Annotated in this window: 12 protein-coding genes and 1 tRNA gene; 9 read left to right on the forward strand and 4 right to left on the reverse strand. The window is 61.8% G+C overall.

The genetic code is table 11. The annotated features are described in order from the left end of the window. Positions 1-1,068: 1,068 nt before the first annotated feature. Positions 1,069-1,803, reverse strand: a complete 735-nt coding sequence (locus GM79_RS07845; RefSeq protein WP_035561872.1) for a LytR/AlgR family response regulator transcription factor — start codon at positions 1,801-1,803, stop codon at positions 1,069-1,071. 236 nt (positions 1,804-2,039) lie between these two features. Then, positions 2,040-3,134 carry a sensor histidine kinase gene (locus tag GM79_RS07850; protein WP_035561875.1) on the reverse strand — a complete coding sequence of 365 codons (1,095 nt, stop codon included), beginning with the start codon at positions 3,132-3,134 and terminating at the stop codon, positions 2,040-2,042. Between the two features lie 166 nt (positions 3,135-3,300). On the opposite strand from GM79_RS07850, the gene pulA reads away from it, so the two are divergent. From pulA to GM79_RS24750, 5 genes are all read left to right on the forward strand, one after another. Next, positions 3,301-5,295 (forward strand): type I pullulanase, encoded by a 1,995-nt coding sequence (gene pulA, locus GM79_RS07855; protein WP_035561878.1) that lies wholly within the window; start codon positions 3,301-3,303, stop codon positions 5,293-5,295. Further along, entirely contained in the window at positions 5,292-6,260 is a 969-nt protein-coding gene (locus tag GM79_RS07860) for a DUF2268 domain-containing putative Zn-dependent protease (protein ID WP_051718640.1), read from the forward strand. The genes pulA and GM79_RS07860 overlap by 4 nt, the downstream gene beginning before the upstream one ends. A gap of 152 nt (positions 6,261-6,412) precedes the next feature. Next, complete coding sequence (locus tag GM79_RS07865; RefSeq protein ID WP_035561881.1) at positions 6,413-7,123, forward strand: hypothetical protein; 711 nt, start codon at positions 6,413-6,415, stop codon at positions 7,121-7,123. A gap of 129 nt (positions 7,124-7,252) precedes the next feature. Further along, entirely contained in the window at positions 7,253-10,543 is a 3,291-nt protein-coding gene (locus GM79_RS07870; protein WP_072008568.1) for an AsmA family protein, read from the forward strand. 232 nt (positions 10,544-10,775) lie between these two features. Next, the gene (locus GM79_RS24750) at positions 10,776-11,186 is read left to right on the forward strand and encodes a hypothetical protein (RefSeq protein WP_152559897.1); all 411 of its coding nucleotides are present in this window, start codon (positions 10,776-10,778) and stop codon (positions 11,184-11,186) included. Between the two features lie 107 nt (positions 11,187-11,293). Here GM79_RS24750 and GM79_RS07875 read toward each other — a convergent pair whose 3' ends face one another. Continuing rightward, the gene (locus tag GM79_RS07875; protein ID WP_035561886.1) at positions 11,294-13,423 is read right to left on the reverse strand and encodes a carboxy terminal-processing peptidase; all 2,130 of its coding nucleotides are present in this window, start codon (positions 13,421-13,423) and stop codon (positions 11,294-11,296) included. A gap of 197 nt (positions 13,424-13,620) precedes the next feature. Continuing rightward, entirely contained in the window at positions 13,621-14,715 is a 1,095-nt protein-coding gene (gene dinB / locus GM79_RS07880; RefSeq protein ID WP_035561889.1) for a DNA polymerase IV, read from the reverse strand. Between the two features lie 209 nt (positions 14,716-14,924). On the opposite strand from dinB, the gene GM79_RS07885 reads away from it, so the two are divergent. From GM79_RS07885 to GM79_RS22830, 4 genes are all read left to right on the forward strand, one after another. Continuing rightward, a tRNA-Asp gene (locus GM79_RS07885) sits at positions 14,925-15,000 on the forward strand. 410 nt (positions 15,001-15,410) lie between these two features. Beyond that, positions 15,411-17,534, forward strand: a complete 2,124-nt coding sequence (locus GM79_RS22825) for an RICIN domain-containing protein (RefSeq protein WP_081867624.1) — start codon at positions 15,411-15,413, stop codon at positions 17,532-17,534. 161 nt (positions 17,535-17,695) lie between these two features. Next, positions 17,696-18,286: an RNA polymerase sigma-70 factor gene (locus GM79_RS07895; RefSeq protein ID WP_051718642.1), complete on the forward strand. Its 591-nt coding sequence runs from the start codon at positions 17,696-17,698 to the stop codon at positions 18,284-18,286. A gap of 170 nt (positions 18,287-18,456) precedes the next feature. Further along, the gene (locus GM79_RS22830) at positions 18,457-19,494 is read left to right on the forward strand and encodes a FecR family protein (protein WP_051718643.1); all 1,038 of its coding nucleotides are present in this window, start codon (positions 18,457-18,459) and stop codon (positions 19,492-19,494) included. The last annotated feature ends 5 nt before the right edge of the window (positions 19,495-19,499 follow it).

Here is a 19,499-nt window from a genome sequence, read left to right on the forward strand (position 1 = left end):
CGACAGTCCCATATCTAGGATTAGCTTCACCCCCTCCTCCAGTAAAAAGGGTAAACGCTCCCGTGCTATATACACGGGAAGCAGTGGTCGCCCCTGTAGCGAAAGACCAACGGCTGTTTGAACTAGTTGTAGAACCACCTCGTATTCGTATTTGGTCAAAGTAGGTAATCCCACCGTCAGTACTGATAGCCAAGGTTACTAGGTCCGGTAAATCTGCACCATTACCAACAGTTCCAGAAAATGAAGCCAATCTGAAATCGACCGAAATGTTTGAGTAGGCACTCGCGTCGATGTTGGCAGAGGAGGTTATTGTCGCCGTACCGTTAGTGACGCTGTAGGCTCGTGCGCCAGATGCGTACAGTGGAGCACTGGGAGTTAGGCCGGAGCTCCGTGTCTCATTCCCGCCACCGCTAGTGCTGATGGGAGCATTCGGCGTAGCAGGAGTGGTTTCAAAGTTCTGGGTTGCAATCGTCACCTGTCCCCAGCCCAGCAGCGGAAACAGGAGCAGCAGCAGGGTGGCGCTGAAGCTAAAAAATGAGCGAAAAGGTGTAATTCGTGTCTGCATATCGAGAGGGGTGTTGAAGAAGCCTGATTTAATCCCGCGGGGTAGACACGTATGCTGTAAAAGTATAGCTAAAACTCTATCGGCGATACTCTTATATTTTTTATTCCTATTTTATACATCTAGGATTACATTATGATATTATCAAGCGAAAATATATCCCGTGTGACCGAAGGCGCACCAGCAGGCCTCAGGCCATTTTTTCGGACCAACCACCTGATTTTTAGCCTATGATTTCTCATGCTGGGCCGGCACCATACACGGGCAGGGCCTGGGCAAGCCTGGCGCAGTGCTTCGCGACCAAATCGTAGTTGGGCGGGCCTTACGGCTGGTAGCAGCGTGCCGCACAGCCGGGGCCGGCGTGGGCAGGAAGCGGTTGCGAGTCCGGTTGCCAGGCCCTCATACCATCAGATTTACGCCTGCGCCCGGTTGCCGACAGGGGTCCAAATATGCAAACGCCTGCCCCGGTCAGACCGGAGCAGGCGTTAAGGCCGCAGGCTGGCAGCCTACGTCCAGCGGCTCAGAAACTGCAGGAACGGCTCCTTGTACTGGTCGCCTACGGGGATGGTGACGGCCCCAATCTGCACGGTGAGGCGGCGCACGGCCTCAATCTTGTCGAGCGCGACGATGAACGAGCGGTGAATGCGCATGAAGCGCCGGGCGGGCAGCTTTTCCTCCATCGCCTTCAGGCTCATGAGCGAAAGCAGGGCGCGCGGCGTGCTTTTGAGGTGCACTTTCACGTAGTCCTTCAGGCCCTCCACGTACAAAATGTCGCTCAGGGCCACCCGTACCAGCTGGTAATCGGCCTTCAGAAACAGGTACTCCTCTTCGTCGGGAGCGGTGGGCGCGGGGGGGGCGTGCTGGGCCGTGCGTTCGGCGTAGGCCCGCGCCTTGCCGGCCGCCCGCAAAAACTCCTCGTAGTTAAAGGGTTTCAACAAATAGTCGAGCGCATCGACGCGGTAGCCATCCACGGCGTACTGGCTGAAAGCGGTGGTGAAGATGACACGGGGCCCGTCGGGGCCCAGCACCCTGGCCAGCTCCAGGCCGGTCAGCTCCTGCATCTGAATATCGAGGAAGGCCAGCTCCACGGTGCCGGGGTGCTCGTGCAGGTATTTCAGGGCCTCCACGCCACTCCCAAACCGACCCACCAGCTCCAAAAACGGCGTTTTCTGGATGAAAGAAACCACCAGCCCCAGGGCCAGCGGCTCGTCGTCAACGGCAATGCATTTGAGGGAGGTCATGTGGCGGGGGGGGTTGGGGTTGGACGTTCACCCCATCCCCTAGCCCCTTCCCCTCCGGGGGAAGGGGAACTAGTTCTAGTCTTATGATAGGCTGTTTTTATACACTAGAGCTAGCTCTAGTCCCCCTTCCCCCAGAGGGGAAGGGGCTAGGGGATGGGGTGAACGTAACAGACGAGGTTAAAAAGTTACAGACAAAATCACTACCTACCTACCTACCTACCTACCTACCTACCTACCTACCTACCTACCTCCTCCCCCACCGTCAGGGTGAGGAGAACCAGGAATTCGTTGGTGGGTGTGTGCTCGTCGACTACCAGCGTGAACCGGCCCGGATACAGCAGGTCGAGGCGGCGGCGGGTGTTCACGAGGCCGATGCCGTTGCTGCCGGCCATGTCGGTGGAGGGCAGGGGCAGCAGGGTGTTGCGCACCTCCAGCGCCAGCACGTGGGGCGTGGGCTGGCGCAGGGCCACGAAAATAGTGCTGGCCTGGGTGGCGGCCACACCGTGCTTGAAGGCGTTTTCGAGGAAGGGCAGCAGCAGCATGGGTGCCACGGACACGTCGTGCATGGGCTCGGGCCGCTCGAAGGTGACGGTGACCCGCTCATCGAGCCGGAGCTGCATGAGGGTGATGTAGTCTTGCACGAACGCAATTTCCTGGCTCAGCCGGGTGTGGCCGCCGGCGCTGTCGTAGAGCACGTAGCGCATCATGCGCGAGAGGCGGTGAATGGCGGTGCGCGCCTGCTCGCCGTCGAGCAGCGTGAGGGCGTAGATGTTGTTGAGGGTGTTGAAGAAGAAGTGCGGGTTGATTTGGGCCTTGAGCACCGACAGCTCGGAGCTGATGCGCTGCTGCTCCTGCGACTGCCGCAGCTGGGCGTCGAGCTGCCACTTCTGCACCACCGTGATGCTGGTGGCAATGCCCTGCACCAGCAGCGTGGTGAGCAGGCCCACGAAATCGAACCGCGGGCCGGACGAACGCAACAGTCGGGGCCGGCCCGCTGCTGCCTCAAATGCCTTGTTCATCAGCTCGGGCAGATTAAGGCCCGCTTCGAGGGCGCGGCTGAACAGCAGCACGCCCAGCGTAGTGCCCACCAGGGCCAGCCCAAACCACCCCGTGCGCCCCTGAAACAGCAGCCGGGGCACGCTTATTCGGGCCGTGAGGTAGTACGAAGCCACCCAAACCAAAAACATCAGCCCCTGCCGCACCCAAAATTCCGGAGGCATCACGAGCCGGCCCGTAAGCGGCTGAATCAGCAGGAAAGTAAGTCCGAACAGTCCCCACACCAGCACGTGCACGAGCGGACTGAGGTAGCGACGGGGCGTGAGTGGGGGCATAGGCAGGCGGGAATTCCGAACAAACTTAGCGACTGCCAAGAGCCGCAACCGCCGCAAACCGATTGCCGGGGGAATTGTATCGACGGCGGGCCGCGTTTCATCGGCCGGGCGGCGACTGGGTGTTGCCGTCAACTGACAACTAACAACCAGCAACTAGCTTGCACCCATGACCCGCCCCTTCCTGCTACTACTTGTGCTGCTTTCCGCTGCTTTGGCCGCTCCGGCCCAGTCCCTCCCCGATTTCGCCAGCTACCCCGTGTACCACGGCCCCGACCTGGGCCTGACCTGGCGTGGGGGCCGGGCCACCCTGCGCGTGTGGGCCCCCACCGCCGACGCGCTGCGGCTGCGCCTCTACGTTGCCGGCACCGGCGGCATCCCCACCGCCGACTATGCCATGACCAAAGCCCAGGCCGGCACCTGGACCTACGCCCTGCCGGCCGGCACCACCGGCTTTTACTCAGTGCAAGCCACCATCAAAGGCAAGCAAATGGCCGAAGTAGTGGACCCCTACGCCCACGCCGTGGGTTTGAACGGCCTACGCGGCGCCGTGCTCAACCCCGCGCTGGCGGCCCCACCCGCCTGGGCCGACGACCGGCGGCCGGCCCTCAAGCAGGCTACGGACATCGTGATTGGCGAAATGCACATCCGCGACCTGAGCATGCACCCGCAGTCGGGTATTCGGGCCAAGGGTAAGTACCTGGGGGTGGCACAGGTGGGCACCCGCGGCCCCGGCGGCGTGGCCACCGGCCTGGAGCACCTCGTGGAGCTGGGCCTGACCCACGTACACCTGCTGCCCACCAACGACTTCGCGAGCATCGACGAAGCCGCGCCTGCCAGTGCCAACCGCTACAACTGGGGCTACGACCCGCTGAACTACTCCGTGCCCGAAGGCACCTACGCCACCGACGCCGCCGACCCGGCCGCCCGCATCCGCGAGTTCAAGCAGATGGTGGGCAACCTGCACGGCCAGGGCCTGCGCGTGGTGCTCGACGTGGTGTATAACCACACCGCCGATGCCGCCCGCAGCAGCTTCGAGCAGCTGGTGCCCGGCTACTACTACCGCCACCGGCCCGATGGCACGCTCTCCGACGCGGCCGCCTGCGGCAACGAAGTAGCCTCGGAGCGGCCGATGGTGCGCAAGCTCATCGTGGAATCGGTGGCGCACTGGGCGCGGGAATACCACGCCGACGGCTTCCGCTTCGACCTCATGGGCATTATCGATATGGAGACGATGCGCGCCGTGCGCGTGGCCCTCGACCTGCAGGACCACAGCATTTTCGTGTACGGCGAAGGCTGGACCGCCGGCCCCTCGCCCCTGCCCGAAGCCCGCCGCGCCGTGAAGGCCAACGTGGGCCGGCTGCCGCGCATCGCGGCCTTCGGCGACGAGCTGCGCGATGGCGTGAAGGGCCACTACGCCCGCCAGAACGAGCCGGGCTTCGCCAGCGGCCACCCCGGCCTGGAGGAGAGCGTGAAGTTTGGCATCGTGACCGCCACCCAGCACCCGCAGCTCGATTACAGCAAAGTAAATTATTCGCAGGCACCCTGGGCCACTGCTCCGGCCCAGGCCATCAACTACGTGGCCTGCCACGACGACCGGGTGCTCTGGGACAAGCTCGTGGTGGCCAACCCCGGCGCCTCGGAAGCCGAATTGATTCGGATGGATTTGCTCAGCAACACCATCGTATTCACGTCGCAGGGCGTGCCGTTTTTGCCGGTCGGCGACGAGTTTTTGCGCACCAAGGGCGGCTCGCACAACTCCTACAACCAGCCCGACAGCGTGAACCAGCTGGACTGGGGCCGCAAGGCCAAATACCAATCGGTGTATGATTTCTACCGCCGCCTCATTGCCCTGCGCCGGGCACACCCCGCGTTTCGGCTGCCCACCACGGCGCAGGTGCAGCGGCACCTCGAATTTCTGCCCGACGTGCCCGCCGGAGCCATTGCCTACCGCCTGAAAGACCACGCCGGCGGCGACGCCTGGCAGAACATCGTGGTGATTTTCAACGGCAACCGCACCGCCGTAAACGTGCCCGTTCCCGACGGCAAATACACGCTGGTCCTCAGCGGCGACCAGCTCAATGAGCGAGGCATCGGCAAGGTGGAGCAAAGCGGCGCGGCCCTGCTCGTTCCCGCCAGCTCCGCCATGATTTTGGTGCAATGAAGCGGTTCAAGCAGCTTGGTGGTTTGTGGTTTGCTATCCTGAGTGCAGGAATTACCGGTCTGGGCGCATGCACGGGCATTCGCCGGGCCGAAGACGTGCAGCTGATTACCACCGACCTGGATAATTTCTGGGCGGCGTATCCGGCCGTGTTGTCGGACACGGCCAACGCGGCGGCGGTATTCGAGCAACGCTATTTTGCGCCCGGCTCGCCGGGGCTGCGCGAATACTACGAAAACCGCTACCAGAGCCAGCCGCTCCGCTTCGCCCGCGCCGTTACGCAGCACCCGCGCTTCTACTCCTCGGCCCGGCCCACGATGCTGGCCATAGCGGCGCAAAAGCCGCAGATTCTGGCGGCGTTCCGACGCTTACAGGCGCTTTATCCGCCCGTTCGTTTCAACAATATTTATTTTCTGGTGGGCGGTTTTCGCGGTAGTACCGCGCAACGCGAAGGGTTGCTAATCGGGGTTGAATACCTCGTCGTAGGCCCTGATGTCGACACTTCCGAACTAACCTTGGTGCAGCGGAATCGGTGCGCGCCGGTCACGGCCGTGCCCGCGATGGTGACGCATGAGATGATTCACAATACCCAGCAACCAGCCGATGGCACCCTGCTAAGCGCGGCCATTCGTGAGGGCATGGGCGATTTCGTGGCCGAGCTGGTAACCGGCATACCCGGCACCAACGCGCGGCTGCACCCCTACGGGCAAGCGCACGAGCGGGAGCTATGGCAGACTTTCCGGCAGCAAATGCACGGCCGCAACACCGATAACTGGCTCGCCAACCCGCAGCAGGAAACCGCCCAAAAGCCCTGCGACCTGGGCTATTACGTGGGCTACAAAATTTGCCAGGCCTACTACAACAAGGCCGTGGACAAGCAGCAGGCAGTAGCCGATATGCTGACCACCAAAGATTTCAACGGCTTTTTGGCGCAGAGTGCGTACGGCACGCAATGGGTGGCGCGGTAGGTTTGCGGCCCAGGTTAGGCCGGCGCCGTAAGCATCATACCGCTTGGCAGGAGTTTCCGCGCTTTCCGGCTGTTTGCGGGCGGCGGCCGTAAACCCGGTGGCAGGGGCCGCCACCTTTCGCGGCCTTTCGCATCATCCCGATACCATTTATTATGTCGACCACCGAGCCTAAATTCACCGTTGAGCGTTTGTCCTTCACTTCGTTAACTGAGCTGCCCAACTCCTGGCAGAACTCGGACTACAAAGAGCTGCTGAAGAAGATGAACTACGAGAACCCGGACGCCATCAGCGAAGCCGAGCTGAAGGACATGTGCCTGATGTCGTTCACTGATATGGAGCCGCGCGAGGCCGCCGAAATCGTGCTGGGCTACTTGTTTCCGGAGCAGCTGAACGCCGGCCAGATTGAGAACCTCTCGCATCAGATGCTGACGGAAAAGCTATGGGAAGAAAACCCCGAGCTGCCGCTGCACGAAGGCTTCTACAAAGCCACGCAACTGCTGCACACCGCGTTCAACGGCACTTTTCCCCGCACCCAGGCCGTGGAGTTTCAGGTGAAATGCACCGCCGAGAACGCCGAAGACCTCGCCCTGTTTGCCGAGGCGCCCGAAGCCCCGCTCCTACGCCTGCTGGCCCAGGGCCTGCCCGATAGCGCGCTGCTCAACCGGCTGTTTTCGACCCACCTGGCCGGCACCGAATTCGAGGAAGCCAAGTCGATAATCTGGGAGTTGAAAACGGTTGAAAAGACCGATTCTTCTCTCACTTTCGACGTCACCAGCTCTACCAGCTGGCTGGAAGAATTCAAGTACGCCGATACCTACGAGGCTACTACGCACGCCGACGCAGTAGTGGAAACAGAGGAGTAAACGCCTTTCCGCCAGCAGCGGCCTCTTCGGGAGGACACTGCTGGCGGCTTATTTAGGAGCGGTACAACTACCTTCCGTTAATTTGGTGTTGCTGGTGCGTGCCGGCGCCCTGGCCCGCGGCTTATTGCTATGAAATCATTCCCTGTCCGTCGGCTCCTGGCTTCGCTGCTGCTGCTTGGGGTGCTGGGAGCTGGGATGGCAGTGTGGCTGCTGGGCACCGAATACGCCCGCAAACGCCTGGCCCAGGCCGTGCGCGAAGGCCTGACGCACGATTCGGAGCTGGTGGTTGGGCCTTTTGAGGTTGACTTTTCGCCGTGGCGCGACTTCCCCTACCTCACCGCCTCCCTGCACCACCTCAGCCTGACGGATACCGCCTACCAGCAGCAGGTGCCCGTGCTGCGCATTGCCCGGGCCGACCTGCGCCTGCATTGGGCCGGCTTATTACGGGGCCAGGCCCACGTGACCCGGTTGGTGGTGAGCGACGTTGATTTCCGGGAACGAGTGGACTCGCTGGGGCATTCCTGGGGCCTGCGGGGCAAGCGCCGCAAGGGCACCGGGAAGGCGCCCACCCTCAACCTGGAGCTGGACCAGCTGCTCGTCAACAACTTCCGCATGAGTGCGCACAACGCCTATTCGCGCAGCGAGTTCGGGGCGGAAGTGCGGCAGGCACGCCTCACGGCCCGGCTCAGGGGCGGCGTGCTCCAGGTGGCCGGCACCCTGAAGGGGCAGCTGAGCTACCTGCGCACCCGCACCGGCTCCTTGTTTGAGCAGGAGCCGGTGCAGGCCTGGGTGAACTACCAATACACGTTTGCAAAGCGTGAGGGCCGGCTCTGGAACACCCGCGCCACCCTCAACGAAGACACCATTCAGGTGAGCGGCACCCACCGCGTGGACCCCAGCCAGCCGGTGGGCACCCTGCTCAAGCTGAAGTTTGTGGGCAACCAGCCCCTGACCGACGTGCTGCACGCGGCCCTACCCCCGCGCCTGGAGCCGTACCTGACGGGTGCTACCAGCCCCAGCCACGCCCACATCCAATACACCATCACGGGGCTCAGCGGGCCCACCATCACGCCGCGCAACGTCCTCACCTTTTCGCTGCGCAACGGCCGCCTGCAATGGCCTGACGCCACCCAGCGCATCAGCCGCTGGGACCTGCAAGGCACCTACGACAACGGGCCGGCCCACAATCCCACCTCTACCGCCCTGACCCTGCAGCGCTGCCGAATCTATTCGCCCGCAGGACAGCTCGACGCCGCAATCAGTATTCGGGACTTTACCCGGCCCTTTGTGGAAGGCCACGTGCGGGGACAAACGGAACTCGGGGAGCTGGCCGCTGTGGTGGTACCGGGCCGCTGGCAGGCCCGCCAGGGTACCGCCGATATTGACGTGCGGCTGCGCGGGCGGCTGCCGCCGCTGGCCGGCCGGCTCAACCCCCGCCCCCTGCGCCGCAATATGTCGGTGCGTGGCAGCGTCACGCTGCGCCACGCCTCGTTTGTGGTGCCGGTGCGCGGCGCCGATATTTCGGGCCTCAACGTGCGAGTGGGCCTGCAGGACAGCGTGTGGCGCCTTTCGAACGCTTCGGGGGTGCTGAATGGCATGACGTTCCGGGCCACGGCGGTGACCACCAATTTGTATGACTACCTGGGGGGGCTGCAACCCAGCGCCCGCATAGCCGGCACTTTTACGGTGGATGAGCTGCGCATTGACCGCCTGCGGGCGTTGCTGCGGCCGGTGGCCCAGACCAACCGGGCCGGGTTTTCGCCCACCAGCCTGCCCAAGCCCAGCCGCGCCCCGCGCGACCGAGCGCAGCTGGCCGCCACGCTGGGCAGCGAATTGCTTCCCGCTGGCCTGCTGCTCGATGTGGACCTGCGTTGCCAGCGCTTGATACTGGCCAGCGATACCCTCAACCAACTGGCCGTGACGGTGCGGCACGACGGCCAGCGCGTGCAGCTCCTCAACCTGGCCGGCCGCGTGTGGAACGGCGACGTGCGCGGCAACGTGGAATGGCCCACCGACTCTACCAACCAGGTAGCGCCCGTGCAGTACCGGCTGGGCGTGCACTTTGCCACCCTCAACTACCAGCAGTTTCTGGCCCGCCTGGCCCGGCCCGACGCCAAAGCGACGCCGCCCACCAAGGCCAAAGGTGCCGCCATTCCGGCCTTGCGCGACCTGCTGCTGGCGGCCAACGGGCAGCTTAGCCTCGATATTGACCGCCTGGTGTTTCCCGGCAATGAAAGCATCGCGCAGGTGCGCCTGCGGACAAAAAAAACCGGCGGCCTGCTGCAGGTTCCTTTCCTGCGCTTCCAAACGCCCGGCGGCGGCCAGGGCGAGGCCACCGCCACCGCGCAGCTGGACGGGATGCACCTGCTGGCGGCCGATGCCGATGTGACTCTGCGCTACAAGTCGCTGGACGTGCAACGGCTGCTTGGCATCGTGGCCAGCCTCACCGCCCCCGCCCAACCGGGCACTTCGGGCCTGAGCCTGGCGCGGGCCACGCGCCGCGCCACCCGCCGCGCCCTCCGCCAACAAACCCAGCCCGACCCTTCCCTGCTCACCAATGGGGTGCTGAGCGCGGTGCTGCGCGTGGAGGCCGACGAGGTACGCTACGCCGATGTCAGGGGCCGCGGGCTGCGGCTGGTATCGCGCCTGCTTGAGGGCGAGGCGCGGCTGGACCAGTGCACCTTCAATGCCTTGGGGGGCCGCATCGGCCTGCGCGGCCTGATGGTGAGTACGCCCGACCGCGCCCATCACCCAACGCAGGCGCAGGTTTCCTTCGAGGATATTCAACTGCCCGCGCTGTTTGCCACGGCCACCGACATGGGCCTGAGCGTGCTGGATGGCGCCAGCATTCGGGGCACGGTGCGGGGCGAAGCCGACCTGCGCACGGACCTTGGCGCGACTTTTCTACCCGATTTAATGCAAACCACGGCCTACCTGAAAACCAATTTGCAGGACCTGGAGCTATTGAATGTGGAGCCGCTGATGGAGGCCCTCAAATTCATACGGGAGGAGCGCACCCGCCACCTGGTCTTTGAGCCCGTGCGCAGCGAGTTCATCCTAATCAACAACCAGCTGCTTATCCCGGACCTGCGCCTGAACAGCAACCTCAGCAGCCTGAACGTGAGTGGCCGCTACGTTCTCCGGGGTCCTACCAGTCTTTTCATTGGCCTCAAGCCCCTGCAAGCCCTGTTTGGCAATAACGACAAGCGCGTCGAACGCATCCAGGACGGCGAGCCAAAGCGCAACGCCAACCGCAAGCTCACCTACATCAACCTGCACCGCGCCGCGCCGGGCGACAAGTTCAAGGTGCGGTTTTTTCAGAAGGAAGAGCAGCGCCGTGAACAAGCCACGCTCCAGCAGGAATACCGCGACTTTCTCCTCACCCAACGCCTGGACACCACTCTACGCGTACTACGCTAAGCCAAGCTGCTACGCGGCATCCGCACTGGAAGTGCCGGCAGCCTGAAATAGGGCAGCACGCATGCACAGCCGCAGAAGGAGTGTTTCTCGCAGAGGGCCACAAATTGCTAACGGTCAATTCTGCGAACCTCGGCGATTTTATCTCGGCGGACCTCGGCGAGCAGAACGTAATATTTGCCAATTGATGCTTAAGCTACTTGACGCTGAAAAACCCAACAGCCTTGTCTTTCACATGAAAACAACTGCTATTAAGTGTGTTTCAATATTCTGCATTCTCTTTTCGCTTGCCTCATGCAGCGATGTTGAGAAAAAATTAAGTGGCGGGTATTTCCTGAGAATGGAGGGAAAAGACCTGAACGACATCTTATCAAATTCCGCTGGGCGCAAAGAAATACCGTCTAATGTTTTGACCTGCAATTACGATAACAACTTCATAATTGCTTCCCAAAAACCAGGTAAAACTGATGACCCACTTTACGAACCAGCTGTTTACAAAAGCGGCAGAAACACCATTTACTATTGGTTAATCGTTCATTCAAAAAAAATAACTCTCGGGCCACTGAGCAACCACGAATTTCTTTCAGCCCGACAAGCTTATAACGTCCCTGCCGACTTGGTTTTAGAACCCCTTGACTGGGAATAATTAGTAATATTGGTTTGCACAGCCGCCACCAAAAACGCCCCCGCCGCAACTAAGCGACGGGGGCGTTTTCAATGGCAAGCTGCACTGATTAATCGAACGCTCAGCTTCTACAACCCGTCGCCGATTACGGCTACAGCTTCGGCCAGGGCAGCGTCTTTGCGCAGCGGCTTCAGAAACCGGGCGAGGCGCTTCGCGGCCGTCGAGTCGCTGCTACTGGCGGTGCTGGCATCGGCCTGGAGCTGGGCGATATCGAGCGTGGGCAGGGCATTTTGGGCGGCGGTTTGCTGCTTGTTGATGACGCGGGCCTGCTGCTGAGTGGCGCGGTAGGTGGCCAGGTTCAGCGAGAGGCTGGTTTGCTTGCGGCGCTCGGTGGCCCGGTCGGATGCTTCGGTGATGAGGCGGAAACCGGGGCTGGCGGCTACGCGGGCTGCGCTGGCGGTGCGCAGCTTTTCCACGGCCGGCAAGGTGTTGGTGGGTTGGTAAGCCGCCGAGGCAATTTCGTCCCACTGCAGCGGGTAGTCGGTTTCCTGCTCGCCTTTGGCAAAGGAGGTCAGGGCATCCGGCAGCGTGATGTCGGGCACCACGCCCTTGAACTGGGTGGAGCCACCGTTGACACGGTAAAACTTCTGCACCGTGAGCTTGAGCGAGCCAAGGGGCGTGAGGGCCTTTGCTTCGGGCGACACCGCATTGTCGAGGTCAAACACCTGCTGCACGGTGCCTTTGCCGTAGGTGGTGCTGCCCATCACGATGCCCCGGCGATAGTCCTGCATGGCGGCAGCCAAAATCTCGGACGCCGAGGCGCTGTACTTGTTCACGAGCACTACCAGCGGGCCGCCGTACTGCACTTGCGGGTCTTTATCGGCCAGCGGCTGGGCCTTGCCCCGGCCGGTTTTCACCTGCACCATGGGGCCAGTGGGCACAAAGAGGCCACCCATGGCCACGGCGTCCTGCAGCGAGCCGCCGCCGTTGTAGCGCAGGTCGAGAATGACGCCGGCCACGTTTTCCCGCTGGAGTTTGGCCAGCTCGGCTTTGATGTCGGTGGCGCTGCTGCGGCCGCCTTTGCCCCCAAAGTCGGCATAGAAGCTGGGCAGGTGAATGTAGCCGTAGTTGCGGCCATCGCGCTTGATAACGGCCGATTGCGCGTAGGTTTCCTCTATCACCACCACGTCGCGGATGATGGGAATGATGATGATGGCGCCGTCGGGCTTGCGCACCGTGAGGCGCACCTCCGTGCCCTTGGGACCGCGAATGAGCTTCACGGCCTTATCGAACCGCATGCCTTCCACGTTCACCGGCTCGGCGGCGCCCTGGGCCACGCGCAAAATGATGTCGCCCACTTTCAGCTCGCCCTGCCGGAAGGAAGCCGAACCAGCCACGATGTCCGTCACTTTCAACAGCCCGGCGTCCTGCTGCAGCTGTGCGCCGGTGCCTTCGAGGCGGCCCGACATGGTAATATCAAAATTGTCGCGCACCAGGGGCGCAAAATATTCGGTGTGCGGGTCGTAAGTGTTGGCAATGGCGTTGGCGAATGCGGCCAGCCGGTCATCGGCGTCGCTTTTCAGCTGGTCGGCAAACGCATCGTTGTAGTACTTGAGCACGCGCTTGCGGGCCTCGGCTTCCAGCTCCACGTCGGTGCGCGGCAGGGCTGTGGTGGTGCTGGTGGCCGCGCTGGCTTTAGTGGCGGCCAGAGGCTTATCCTTTTTGGCGGCTTCCGCGTCCATCAGCTCCGAGAGCTGGGCCAGGGTCTGGTACTTGAGCAGCTTGCGCCACTGCTCGCGCTGGTCGGCCGCGTTGGCCGCGTACACGGCCTTTTCGGGGTTGGTTTCCCAGTTTTCCTGCACCGAAAAGTCGAAGGGCTTGGCCAGGAGTTCGCGGTACAGGGCCTGAATTTCCACGGTGCGCTTGCTCAGCAGCTGGCTGGTTACGTCCAGAAACTCGTGGGTGCCGGCCTTGAGCTGGTCGTCAATCTGGGTTTGGTACTGCCGCAGCTGGGCTACTTCGGGGGCACGCAGCAGCTGCTTGTTCACATCTACCCGCTTGAGGTAGGTATCAAACACACGCTGCGAGAACTGGTCGTCCAGCTTTTCGGGCTGGTAGTGGGCCACGGTGAGGCCTTGCAGCATCACGCCGAGCACCACCTGGTCGCGCGGCGGCGTGCCCTGGTACACCGAAAACGAAGCCAGCCCCAACAGGGCCAGCGAAGCAATTAATCCAGCCTTAAATCGGGGAGCTTGCATGCAAAGAGGATATTAGAAGGAAAAGGGAAGCCGCTGGGGCGAAATACCGTGCGGGAGCTGGGGCGAGGGCTAAGCCCGACGTTTGCTTAACCAGAATCGCACCAATAATTGTTACTAAAGTCGAAATGTACGGGATAAGGTTGCGGAAAATTTGGTTGCATTTCCAGACGCACCATCCTCCGCTCACCGCCGAAAAATCAGAAGCTCAGCGTGAGCTGCTTGCCTGCGGCGGCGGGGCCGGCAACCGCCTGGCCGGTGCTGAGGTTGGAAAGGGACACGCCCAGCAGGCGCACGCCCTTTGCCAGCGGAAACAGGCCCTCGACCAGTTCCCGGCAGCTGCGTTCCAACACGGCCAGGCTCGGAATGGGTCCCGGACTGCTGCGGCTGCGCGTGATTTGCTGGAAGTCCGCGAATTTCACCTTCAGGGTAATGGTCCGGCCCAGGATGCCGGTGCGCTGGCAGAAGTCCCACACTTCCTCGATGGAAGGACGCAGGCCCACCAACAAATCCGGAAACTCCGTCAAATCCTGCGCGAAGGTGGTTTCGGAGCCCACCGACTTGCGCTGGCGGTCGGCCACCACGGGGCGGTGGTCCTCGGCGCGGGCAATGGCGTAGTAATAATGCCCGGCTTTGCCAAACTGCTGGTGCAGAAACCCGGCACTCTGCTCCCGCAAGTCGGCCCCGGTGAAAATCCCGAGCTGGTTCATGCGGGCCGCCGTTACCGGGCCCACGCCGTGGAACTTGCCCACCGCCAGGCCGGCTACGAAATCCGGGCCCTGCTCCGGCCGCACCACAAACTGCCCGTTGGGCTTGCGGTAGTCGGAAGCCACCTTGGCGAGGAATTTATTATAGGAAATGCCAGCTGAGGCGGTTAGCTGGGTTTGCTCAAAGATTTTAGCCCGGATTTCCCTGGCAATCTGGGTGGCCGAGGCCAGCTCTTTAAGGTTGTGCGTGACGTCGAGGTAGGCCTCATCCAGGGAAACGGGTTCGATGAGCGGGGTGTACTCGGCGAAAATGGCCCGAATCTGCCGCGACACTTCTTTATAGACGTGGAAGCGGGGCGGCACGAATACCAGCGCCGGGCACTTGCGCAAGGCCGTGGTGGAAGGCATGGCCGAACGCACGCCGAATTGCCGGGCCTCGTAGCTGGCCGCAGCCACCACGCCCCGCTCCCGCGCCCCGCCCACCGCCACCGGCTTTCCGCGCAGCTCGGGGTTGTCGCGCTGCTCTACCGAAGCATAAAATGCATCCATATCCAGATGGATGATTTTGCGCGGGAGGTTTTCAATCACTAATTTTGCTCTTTTTTCTATCAAAGATAAATTGGCCGTTTTTGAATTAGAAAGCTGCGTTTAATTTAAATAAGAGGGGTTAAGCGTGGATGAAGCCTCCGTGTTTTTGCATAGATTACACTTATTTTCAAGCTGTTAAAAATAATATAATACTGACCATTTGTATCTGATAAGCACAATGTGTTGGTAACTTTGCAGCAGAAACACAATGTGGGGTGGCGGAATTGGCAGACGCGCTAGCCTATCTCGCTAGTAAAATTAGAGGTTCGAATCCTTTCTCTACAGCAAATTCCCAGGGCCTCGCTCTGGGAATTTTTGCGTTTGCACCTTCCTCTGCGGTGGCTATTCTAACGCCCGCGTCGGTGTCGGGCCCAGAGGCAATAGGTTCTAGCTCTGAGTAATGGGGCAGCCACATACATTAAAATCGGGCGAGAAGAAGGCAATGTATTGCCCCTGATTCCCATTTTTCACGTGTTTTTTAACCAATGTGGGCGGGGTCTAACGAACAACTGCCAGCGACGCGGCAGGGCCGATAAGAGGATTATTTGCGTGTGCCGTAAGTGTATGCAAAAACCCGAAAGCATCGATTTTAGGGCCGTGAAAGCCTTTTTCGAGTCAGTTTTTCGGGTGCGCTACGGCTACATTTGCCTTGGCTGGTCCGTATTTATTCCTTTCTACTAAACTACAATCGCCGCATGAGCAGGTCTACCCCTTTCCGGTTCCAGGTGCCGTTTGCCTACCGCTGGCGCTTTCTTGTGGCGGTGCTGCTCCTGGTTGCGAGCGGTTGGGCCGGGCCAGCTGCGGCCCAGAGCTTCCTGCGGGCCAGCGGTACCAAAATCGTGAATGCCAGCAACCAAGAAGTCATCCTGAACGGGGTGAACCTGGGCGGGTGGGCCTTGCAGGAAGGCTACATTTTGAAGCCCGGCTGGGGCGGCATCAACGGCAAGCAAACGCAGGGCGCCGTGAAGCAGACGCTCTACAACGCGGGCATGAGCGATGCCGCCGTGGAAGCCTTCTACCAGAGCTACCGCGACAATTTCATCACCAAACCTGATATTGATTTCATTGCTTCGCAAGGCTTTAACTGCATCCGGCTGCCGCTGCACTACGACCTGTTTCTGACGCCCGGCCAGCGGGCCGTGCGCAATGCCGTGCTGCGCGGCACCACCACCTACGCCGACTATGTACGCGCGCTCAGCGCCTGGAATAATGCCAACGAGCTGTTTGTGGACCCGGCCAACATGGAGGCGTTTCGGATGATAGACCGGGTATTGGAATGGTGCGCGGCCAACCAGCTGTACGTGGTGCTGGACCTGCACGCCGCGCCGGGCTCGCAGGGCACCGATGCCAACATTGCCGATTCGCTGATACCCCTCGATTTCTGGAACAACCCCATCAACCAGGACGTGACCAACCGGCTGTGGGCCAGCGTGGCCCGGCGCTACAAGAACGACGCCCGCGTGGCCATGTACGACCTCATCAACGAGCCGAACCACGTGCCCAGCAACCAGCAGATTCGGGACGTGTTTCAGCGGCTAATCAACACGGTGCGGGCCGAGAGCGACAACCATTTGCTGCTACTGGAAGGCAATGGCTTTGGCAACGATTATAATTTTATGGAGAAGCGCAACTTCACCAACACCGCCAACCTGGTGTACAATTCGCACCGCTACAGCGGCACCGGCTACCTGCTGGATAACAATGTGAGTTCCTCGGAACCCAACAACCCAAACAGCTTGCGCACCATCGGCAACCTCACCCGGTTTCGGACCGAAAACGATGTACCGATTTGGGTGGGCGAAACCGGCGAAAACACCAACGGCTGGATGCAGGAAGCCGGCCGCAACCTCAATTCGGTGGGCATCGGCACCTGCCACTGGACGTATAAGCGCTTCGATGCCAACAACAACGCCGCCCTGCTGCGCATCAACCCGCCCTACATCGTGGACGGGCAGTCGGCCCTACCGCAGGTGCTGACCAATATCCTATTCGCCAACTGCGTGCCGAACAACACGCTGGCCGCCGTGTCGCCCCTCCAAAACGGCCTGGTGAACTACCCCGACGGCGGCAACTACCTGGGCACGGCCGGGGCGGGCTACACCGGCCCGGCCGTGGGCCGGAACTATGAAATCAGCGCCAGGCACAGCGGCAAGGCCCTCGAAGTTGAAAACGGCTCGCTGGCCAACGGTGCCCGGCTGCAGCAGGTGGCGGGCGCGACGGCCCCCAATCAGCAGTGGGAGCTGGTGGAAACGGGCAACGGCTACGTGCGCATCGTGAACCGCAACAGCCGGAAGTCGCTGGACATCGACGGCCCTTCCACCGCCAACGGCGCGCTCGTGCACCAGTGGCAAAACCTGCTGACAGACAGCCAGTACTGGCAGATTTTGGGCAACGGCGACGGCACGTATCGCGTTATCAATAAATTCAGCAACAAGGCTTTGGAAATAAGAAATGCAGCCCTCACCGACGGGGCCGGCGTGCAGCAAAGCACCTGGGCCAGTGCCGACAACCAGCGCTGGGGGTTCCGCGACCAGGGCGCCGTGGGCACGCCCCTGGCCACCGGCCCGGCCCGCGCGGCGGCTGCTCTCGGCGCCTATCCCAACCCGGTAGCCGGCACCCTGAGCTACCCGGTGCCAGCGGGCCTGAGAACCCACCGCCTGGTGGTATTGGACACCGCCGGCCGCCAGGTGCTAAGCAAAACCTGCGGGCCGGCCGGCGAGCTGCACACCCTCGATGTGGCGGTCCTCAAGCCCGGCCTGTACGTGGTGCGCATCAGCAGCCCAACGTATAACACCGAGTTCAAAATCAGCAAGCAGTAGCGAGCTGCAAGCTCCAAGCCGAAAGCTGATAGTTCAACCCGAGGCGTGGTGCCGGGCCATTACAGACGAGGTTTTCGGGTGGCGATATTTCCAGTGTTGCGGGCAACAAGGCGCGTAGGTTCCAGCTTTCTGCTACTTTTAGAAACCTGAAGCCGGAACCATTGAAAATAGCGCGTGATTTCTCGGAACCGGACTGCATCCGGCAGTTGAAGCTGGACGACGAGCGGGCGTTCGACGCCCTGTTTCGGCATTACAGTGCCCTGGTTTACCGGTTTGCCTACAGCTACCTCAAGTCGCGGGTAGAGGCCGAGGAAACCGTGCAGGACTGTTTTCTCAAAATCTGGGAGAAGCGGCAGGAGCTGCGCGACGACGTGCCGCTCAAGGGCTATCTGTTTACCATTGCGCACCACGCCATTCTCAACCAGCTGCGGCGCAACCAGCACCACCTGCGCTTTCAAACGCATCTGGCCACCCTGGTGCCCGGCGTGGCCACCAACAGCGCCGAGTTTTCGGAAATGGAGGCGCTGTATCTGGCAGCCCTGGAGCGAATGCCCCCCAAGCGGCGGCAAATTTTTATTTTGAGCCGGCAACAGGGCCTCACCTACCCCGAAATTGCCCAGCAGCTAAACCTGTCGGTGAAGACCGTGGAGGCGCAGATAATGCAGTCGCTCAAGTTCTTGCGGGCGTTTTTCCGGGCCCACGGCAGTGAGGTACTGAGCCTGCTGCTGCTGCTGGCAGTGGGGGCAGTCTAAAAATTATTTTTTCAGGGGGAGTAAGGGTGCAGGCCGCTTGCGGTGTAGTACTGCAAACGATTGCGGCTTTTTGACCAATCGTTTGCAAAAAATAGGTGGCCCGCACGGGGTTTTCTTCATCGGAAACCGGTCCGGCAACTTGCTTCACTGCTACTCTCCTCCTGAATTACATGCAGACACCGATTACCGAAGAAATGCTGGCCCGCTACGTGCAGGGCAATGTTTCCGGCCCCGAAACGGCCGCCGTGGGCGAATGGCTTACCAACCCGGCCACGGAGGCCAAGGCCCGCGAATGGATGCACCGGCGCTGGGACGATTTAGCGGCGGCCCCCGCCCCGGCTGGGGCACTGGACGAGCCCGACTACGAGGTGCTGCTCAGCAGCCTGCACCAGCGCCTGGCATTTGGCCGGCCGCGCCTGCCCGTGGCGCAGCCCAGCCCGATGTGGCGGCGCTGGGCCGCGGCCGCCGCGCTGGCCGGCACGGTGGCCGGCAGCGGCTGGCTGCTGTATTCGCAGCGCACCGTAGCCCCGATAGAAACGGCCACCAACTACGGCCAGACCCAGAATATCCGCTTGCCCGACGGCTCGGAAGTAACCCTGAATGGCCACTCCAAACTGCGCTATGCCGCCCAATGGACGGCAGATAAGCCCCGCGAAGTGTGGCTGGATGGCGAAGGGTATTTTTCGGTGCAGCACCAGCCCAACCACCAGCGCTTCGTGGTGCACACCCAGGCCGGGTTTAGCGTGGAGGTGCTCGGCACCAAGTTCACCGTGAACCGGCGCCGCGACCAGGCCCGCGTGGTGCTGCTTTCGGGCAAGGTGCGGGTGAACTTCGACGACCCGGCGGTGGCCGACGTCATCATGAAGCCCGGCGAGCTGGTGGAAACCCGCGACGCCCAACCTACCGCCCTGGTGCACAAAACCGTGCGCACCGCCCCCTACGCCGCCTGGAAAGACGCCCGACTGGTACTCGACGAAACGACCATTGCCGAAATGGTCACCCGCCTGCAGGACACCTACGGCATTGAGGTGGTGGTGGAAAGCCCCGAGCTGAACCAGCGCAAAGTGACGGGCACCATTCCGGTGCGCGACCTGGACGTGCTGCTGCTGGCCCTGGAGGAAGCCTTCCACCTCAAAGCCGCCCGCGTAGGCAACCGCATCACCTTATCCGACCAATCTGCTTCCCCCCGTCCCACCTCTTCAAAATAATTCCC

This window comes from Hymenobacter sp. IS2118 (assembly GCF_000715495.1).
Taxonomy (GTDB): Bacteria; Bacteroidota; Bacteroidia; order Cytophagales; family Hymenobacteraceae; genus Hymenobacter.